The organism is Mesorhizobium sp. M2E.F.Ca.ET.209.01.1.1, from assembly GCF_004010375.2.
In the GTDB taxonomy this organism is placed as follows: Bacteria; Pseudomonadota; Alphaproteobacteria; order Rhizobiales; family Rhizobiaceae; genus Mesorhizobium.
This window is the reverse complement of sequence record NZ_SADP02000167.1, coordinates 1-465: the sequence shown is the minus strand read 5'-3', so window position 1 is coordinate 465 and position 465 is coordinate 1. Positions and strand designations below refer to the sequence as shown.

Annotated in this window: 1 pseudogene; it reads right to left on the bottom strand. The window is 67.5% G+C overall.

Annotation, left to right across the window (positions count from 1 at the left end):
* Positions 1 to 465: pseudogene (locus EN852_RS35120) on the bottom strand (serine kinase); the annotation flags it as partial.

Genomic DNA, 465 nt, shown 5'->3' with positions numbered 1-465 from the left:
GTGAAAGACGCGCTTGCCTTGCCAGTTGAGCGGCCGTGCAGGCCCCAGCCGCCCTTCCAGGCCAAGCCGCGCGAATCCCTTGGGATCCTGCTTCCGCGTCGAAAAAAGCGGTCGCGCCCTTACACCGTCGTCGAGGTCGATCAGCACATAATCGTCGCCGACGCTGTCCAGCCCGTTCAGCAGGCCGGCAACGACGGTGCCCGATTTGCCCGCGCCCCCGGCGCCGGCCAGCAGCACGCCCTTGCCATCGAGACCCAGCGTGCCGCCATGGGTGAGTCGCATGCCCCGCGCGGCATATTCCCAGTGCAGGAAGGCACGTAGCGGCGCGCCGGGCTCCCAGGGCGGAAAGGCGTCGGCCGACCGCATCAGCTGGACGCCGACACGCCGCTCAGGATCGTAAATCTGCCAGAAATCCAGGTCGTGGAAATGATGGCCACGCAGCCCTGCCTCGGCGAGCTTTTGGGC